Source organism: Kitasatospora sp. NPDC029312 (assembly GCF_055569215.1).
In genome coordinates this window covers 50132-56282 of the sequence record NZ_JBVHXY010000049.1, presented here as the reverse complement: position 1 = coordinate 56282, position 6151 = coordinate 50132, and the positions used below count along the sequence as shown (strand labels likewise).

3 protein-coding genes are annotated in these 6151 nt (G+C 69.9%); 2 read left to right on the top strand and 1 reads right to left on the bottom strand.

From position 1 onward, the window contains the following. Positions 1–547: 547 nt before the first annotated feature. Both ACZ4WV_RS30250 and ACZ4WV_RS30245 read left to right on the top strand, forming a co-directional pair. Positions 548–691 carry a hypothetical protein gene (locus ACZ4WV_RS30250; protein ID WP_465751825.1) on the top strand — a complete coding sequence of 48 codons (144 nt, stop codon included), beginning with the start codon at positions 548–550 and terminating at the stop codon, positions 689–691. 227 nt (positions 692–918) lie between these two features. Continuing rightward, positions 919–3384, top strand: a complete 2466-nt coding sequence (locus ACZ4WV_RS30245) for a Helicase associated domain protein (RefSeq protein WP_465751824.1) — start codon at positions 919–921, stop codon at positions 3382–3384. A gap of 1077 nt (positions 3385–4461) precedes the next feature. Here the strand turns inward: ACZ4WV_RS30245 and ACZ4WV_RS30240 are convergent. Then, positions 4462–6126, bottom strand: a complete 1665-nt coding sequence (locus ACZ4WV_RS30240) for a replication-relaxation family protein (protein ID WP_465751823.1) — start codon at positions 6124–6126, stop codon at positions 4462–4464. Between the last annotated feature and the right edge of the window lie 25 nt (positions 6127–6151).

Genomic DNA, 6151 nt, shown 5'->3' with positions numbered 1-6151 from the left:
TCGTGCGGTTCTTTTCCCCCTTGTCCTTTTGGCTGTTTCTCCCTCCCTTGCCCCCCCTTTTCCGGGGGGGGACGCACCCTGTCCTCCCCCCGCCCCCCCCCCCCCCCCCCCCCCCCGGGGCCGGCTGCGCCGGCCGGATCGGGCTGCGCCCGATCGGGTTGGGTGGCGGGCGCCATGGGCTTGGGTGGTGGTGGGTCAACTCCGCGCTTCGCTGCGGAGTTGGGTGGGTGTCAGGGTGGGGCCTTCGGCCCTGGGTGAGTGGGGGTGGGTTCGGGCTTCGCCCGGGCTGACTGGGGTGATGGGTGGGGGGCGCTTCGCGCCTTGACGGGTGGGATGGTGAGGGGTGGTCAGGTGGTGGGGTCACTCGTTGGGGTGGTACAGGGACGGGCTTCGCCCGTTCTCGTGCATCAAAGACAGCAACCCGCTAGGCTCTGGATTGCTGGACAGGCTCCGGGCGCCTCTGGAATCGGCAGGGTCGCCCGGATTCGGCGCCTCTTCAAAGGGCCCGGACGCGAATCCTCGTCGATGGATGGTGAGTGCTGTGATCGTGCGAGACGCTGACGGTATTGAGCTGCCGGACCCGGAGAAGGCGGCTCCGGCCGATCTGTGGCGGGTGCTCCGGATGTTCCCGGGCATCGCCGACGACATGGAGCGGGAGCCGCACAGCTTCGCCGTTGCTGGGCCCTGCTGATCGCCCAGTTTGAGCGGGTGGCCGAGCTCGGCGAGTGGGTGACGAAATGCGCCCACGCGCTGCACTACGAGCTGGCCGATGACCTGGACAACGGCCGGGGCTGGCTGGCCGAGGGCTGAGCGGGCACTTCGAGAAACGGGCCCGCTGAATAGCGGAGTGCCCTCAAATAAGGCCGTGGCGGCTTTTCTTTCGCGTCGCATGAATTCCGGAAAAGGGAGACAGTAATTATGGCGAAGAAATTGCGCCTGAACCAGGAAGAGGCGTGCGACGCGGCAGTACGACTTCTGACGCCTCCGGCGTCGGGTCTGGTGCCGCCGGAGGGTCTGCGGTGCCAGATCCGGGCCGCAACGGGCTCGGGCAAGTCGCTGACAGCCGTGCACGTCGCCGGGCGGCTCCACTCGGAGCGGACGCTGGTGCTCGTGCCCTCGCTGCCGCTGCTGGAGCAGACGGCCGGGGTCTGGCAGCGGGAGGGGCACGGCGGACTCATGGTCGGGCTCTGCTCGCTGGTGGGCAACGAGCAGCCCGTGGGTCTGCGCTGCACCACCGATCCGGCGGAGCTGGTGAAGTGGACAGCCGGGGCCGGCCGGGTGACGGTGTTCGCCACCTACGCCAGCCTGGGCCTGGGCCACCTGGAGAAGGCCCACCAGGCGGGCTTGGAGCCGTTCTCACTCGCGGTCGTCGACGAGGCGCACCGGGTCAGTGGTCAAGCTGGGCGGCCGTGGGCGGCGATCCTGGACAACACCCGCATCCCCTGCGACAGGCGGCTGTTCATGACGGCCACGCCGCGCCTGTGGGCGGTGAAGGAGACGGATCGGCTGCGGGCGGCGGCGGCCGGGATCGAGGCGGCCGAGCTGATCGCAAGCATGGACGACGAGGCGCTGTTCGGGCCCGTCGCCCACGACTATCCCCTCGGGACCGCGATTTCTGACGGGGTGATCGCGCCGTACCGCATCCTGTGCGTGGACGTGTCCGACCCGGTCCTCCAGGGCCTGGAGCAGCGCGGTGCGAGCGATGTGTCGGTGGAGTACCGGGGCGCCCGGCTGGCGGCCCTGCAGACGGCCCTGCTGACCGCCTGCGCGGAGTGGGACCTGTCCCGGGTGCTGTCCTTCCACCACATGGTCGCCGAGGCCCGGGCGCTAAGCACCGGCCTTGGCGACGTCGCCCGGGTGCTTTGGGAGCAGGACCCGGCCCTGCACCCGGCCCCGGAGCTGATCGGCACGACGTGGCTGGAGGCCGAGCACACGCCGGCCGAGCGACGGGCCGTGCTGGGCACGTTCGCCTCGCTGGTCAGGGAGGACGGGTGGAGGCTGCTGCGGTACATCCTGGCCTCGGTCAAGGTGCTGTCGGAGGGCGTGGACACCTTCGACTGCGACGCGGTGTTCTTCGCCGACGTGCGCGGCTCGATGGTTGACCTGGTCCAGGCCGTCGGCCGGGCCCTGCGGATGCACCCGGGCAGCGGCAAGGTCGCCACCATCGTGGTGCCCGTCCTGCTCGGCGCCGGCGAGAACGGCGACCAACTGCTCACCTCCCGCGCCTACGACGGGCTGAGCAAACTGCTCATGGCCCTGCGCGCGCACGACGCGGCCGCCGTCGAACGCCTGGCCCTGCCGCAGTCCGAGACCCGCCCCCCGCGCGAGCCGAGGCATGCCGCAGAGCCGGAGGAACGCCGCTCCGCCGCCGGAGAGGCGCAGCTGCTCCAGTTCTCCACCCAGCGCGACCCGGTCGTGATCGCGGCTTTCGTGCGGACCCGGGTGTTGGAGCCCGAGCGGGCGGAGTTCCGGCGGGGCCTGGAGGAGCTGCTCGCCTACCGGGAGAAGTTCGGCGACGTGAAGGTGCCCTACGCCTACCGGGCGCCGTCCGGGCACCGCCTCGGGGTGTGGGTGGCCGACCAGCGCCGCTACAAGGCCGCCGACGTCCTCGACCCGGAGCGCGTCAAGGAACTGGACGAGCTGGGCATGGTCTGGTCCGCGTTCGACACGGCCTTCACCGACAACCTGGCCGCGGTGGCCGGGTACGCCGCCGAGCACGGCCACGCCTGCCCGCCCAACGAGGCGGTCTGGGGCGGGCGCCCGGTCGGCACCATCATGAAGAACCTGCGCACCGCCCAGCGGCGCACCGAGGCCCTGGAGCGCCGTGCCGAGGCCGGGGAGACCGGCCTCGACTGGACCGGGGCGCTGACCGCCGACCGCAAGGCCGCCCTCGACGCGATCGACCCGGCGTGGTGCCCGGCCTGGTCGGTGGAGTGGCAGCGCTGCTTCGCCCTGGCCTGGCGCCACGTCAAGGACGGCGGCACGCTCGCCGGCGCCGAGCCGGGCAGCATCATCGTCCAGGGCGAGGACCTCGCCGGGTGGGGCCGCGCCCAGCGGGTCGGCTGGAACAAGCTCGCACCGGCGCAGCAGTGGGCGTGCGAGCACGTCCTCGGAATCGAGCCGCTGACCGCCGAGCAGAAGCCGGCCGGGAAGGTGAGCCACGCCGAGAAGGAGCAGCGCAACCTCGCCGCCGCCGCCCAGTACCGGGCCCGCGAGGGCCACCTGAACGTCCCCCGCAAGCACAAGGAACCGCTGGTGCTGGACGACGGCACCACGGCGCAGATCAGCCTGGGCCTGTTCATCGCGAACAGCCGCAGCCGACATGCCGACATCCCCGCTGCCCGGGCCGAGCGACTCACCCAACTCGGCATCCGCTGGCAATAGCCCGGTGGTCGGGGGCCGGGCACAGACCGGGGGCGGCAAGCTCCTGCCGCCCCCACCGTGTGCCGAGCCCCGTACGGCACGGCAGCGTGCGGGATAGGCGGATACCCGTCCAGTTGTCGCGCGCCCAGCTCACCGCCAAGCAGGAATCCCAGCTCGCTCCGCTGGCGCTGGCTATGGGTGGCAGATTCCGCACCCCTAATTTACTAACGGCCGATATGATCCAATTCATCCAGGCGCATGGCGATTCCACATGCAAAAATCACCCACCCTTGGAAGGCATTTGCGTTATCTAGCAGCTCACGCCTAGCTTCCGCCCTTTCCGTGGGTGTTCCAGAGTTCACGACGCGGGATAGCCTTTCAAGATAATCATGAGGCAAAGAAAGTGACAGCAAATCACGCGACTTCACGGCAGAGAACATTTCCCGGATGTGCGCGTCACTGCGAATCGGAAGCCACGCTAGGCCAAGCCCCTGAAGTAGTGGCCGGATGTCACGATCGAGCTGCTCCCATAGAGTGCTCAGCAGGTTCAGCCACTCCAGTAGACCTCTATTATCGAGCCGAGACCAGCTCCGCAATAGTTCATGGCGCTGCCTCATCAAGTCTTGACTGGAGGAGAAGTTCCCGGCGGCGAAGGCATCCCTTACAGTCGCACCCAGGACCAGGAGCTCAGAAGTCCGCAGGCCAAAATTTGCACGCTCGCAGGTGAATACACTGAAGTGCCGTCTTCTTGAACTCGGATACCGCAATATCTGTGCGACGCCGCACCGAGCGTCGCTCGATGGCTTCTGCCTGAATTTCACTCAGGTGAGACAGAACTACGAGAGCCGTTGGTACGCCGAAGAGTAGGCTAGCGAAGCTAGACGCCAGATTGGTGAGAAAGCTTCGATTATCCCACCAAGAATGCGAATCGCCGTAGACTCCCAGCGATACACAGGCTAATCCCAAAGGGACGCAAACATACGCGACCCATCGAACTGCAGCAGGTGTCTCCCGCCACCAGTTCCTAGTCCGCCCAACCCAGCCGAGCACCTTCCCCACCCTCTTCCTGGACAGTACTTGGCAGGCAAACCTAGCCGTTTAGCTGCTGCTGGTGCACACGTCCCACACAAGGGGCGCAGGTGGACACGCGACAGCACCCGCGACAGCCCCGGACCGGCGCTCACGGGTACGGTTCTTCACCGGGTAGAGCTCCGCGTGCCGAAGCCGATCCTTCCACCACGGATCGGCCGGGGCCAAGACGCGGGCGGCCACCTGCTCGCGCCTGGTCGGGGCGGGCAGCACCAGCGGCCCCAGTTCCTTGTCCTCCCGGTCGCTTTCGCAGTGCGGGCACTCCAGCCGGTCGGGGCCGGCCTTCTCCTTCAGCTCCAGGAACGAGCCCTCCTTCCCGCCGATCGAGCCCCGGCACGTCCAGCACGGACGCAGCTTGGCGTTGGCGGCGCGGGCCGCCTCCAGCCGTGTCTGGGCCTTCGTCTTCCGCTCCTCCTCGCGGCGCTGCTGCTCCTTCTCGTGGCAGGGCCAGCAGCGGCCGCCGGGGCGGCGGGTCCACTCGACCTGCCCCCGGGGGCCGTACTCCCAGGTGCTCTCCTGCTCGGGGACGTCGTCGCAGTCGATGCAGACGAGGGAGTCCATCAGCTCCCGGTGGGCCTTGTGCTGCTCGTCCTCGCGGGCGGCCTGGCGTAGGTCGTAGGCGGCCCGGTTGTTCGGGTTCTCCAGCGCCTCGATGAGGGAGTGCCGGCCTGAGCGGCCGAAGCGCCACCACACCGGCCCGAGCGGCCCGTGCTCGGCCAGCAGCTCCAGGGTGGTCGCGACGATGGGCACGGCATCGTCGTACTCGCGCCACCCGTCGTCGTTGTAGTCGCGGACCTCCCTGCACCACCGACCGCGCCAGCAGTCGGCGGACAGGTCCGCGACGGCCTGCTGACGGTTGGCCAGCGCGACCGGTCCGGCGTCGGTGACGACCAGCGCAACGGGCGGGTACCCGGCGCGGGTGTGGCCGGGGTAGGCCCGGCGCCACCAGTGCACCGTGCGATCGGCCGGCTCGCGGTCGGCGAGGGTCGGGTCGTTGTCGCGGAGCTTGGTGCGGAACAACTCGCCGTACCGGGGGAACTTCGCGGCGACGTCGGCCGGGGCCATGGTGGAGCGGTCGACTTCGACCATCAGCACCGGCACCCCGATCTCCGGGGCCTGCCACACCCCATCCGGACGCACCTTGCGCTTGCCACCGGGCAGCAGGAACTCGGTCTCGGTCGACCAGGAGCGCGCCGTGCCGACCCCGCCCGCGGCCCCGGGCTCGCTGCCGCCGAGGACGAACGCGGCGATCGTCTCGTTGACCGCCATCGCGTGCTGGGCGCCGGAGCGCCCGGCGCCCCGAGCGGTGCCGCCCATCTCGGAACGGACCATCCCGAGCACGGCGGCGGCCGCGTCCAGCCCGGCGGCGCCTTCCAGCCGCCAGGTCTTGTGCCGCGTCTTGGTGTTGCCGTCCGAGGCGACCAGGCCGTGCAGCGCGAGATCGCCGAGCGCCTGCCGGATCGCCTTGTTCGACGCCGCGCCGGGGCGCAGCACTCGCTGGAGCTGGTCGGCGGTGGCGACCTTGAGGACACCGAGCGCGCCGAGGACATCGGCCCGCAGCGCGGTGGTCGAGCCGTTCGGGTTGGCTGCGCCACGACGGTACGCGGTCCGTCCCGGCCGGGACGGCTCGGCCGGTGCGACGGCGTCGGCCTGGTCGTCGTTGTCGTCGGGCAAGGCGTCGATGCCGTCTGGCTCGGCG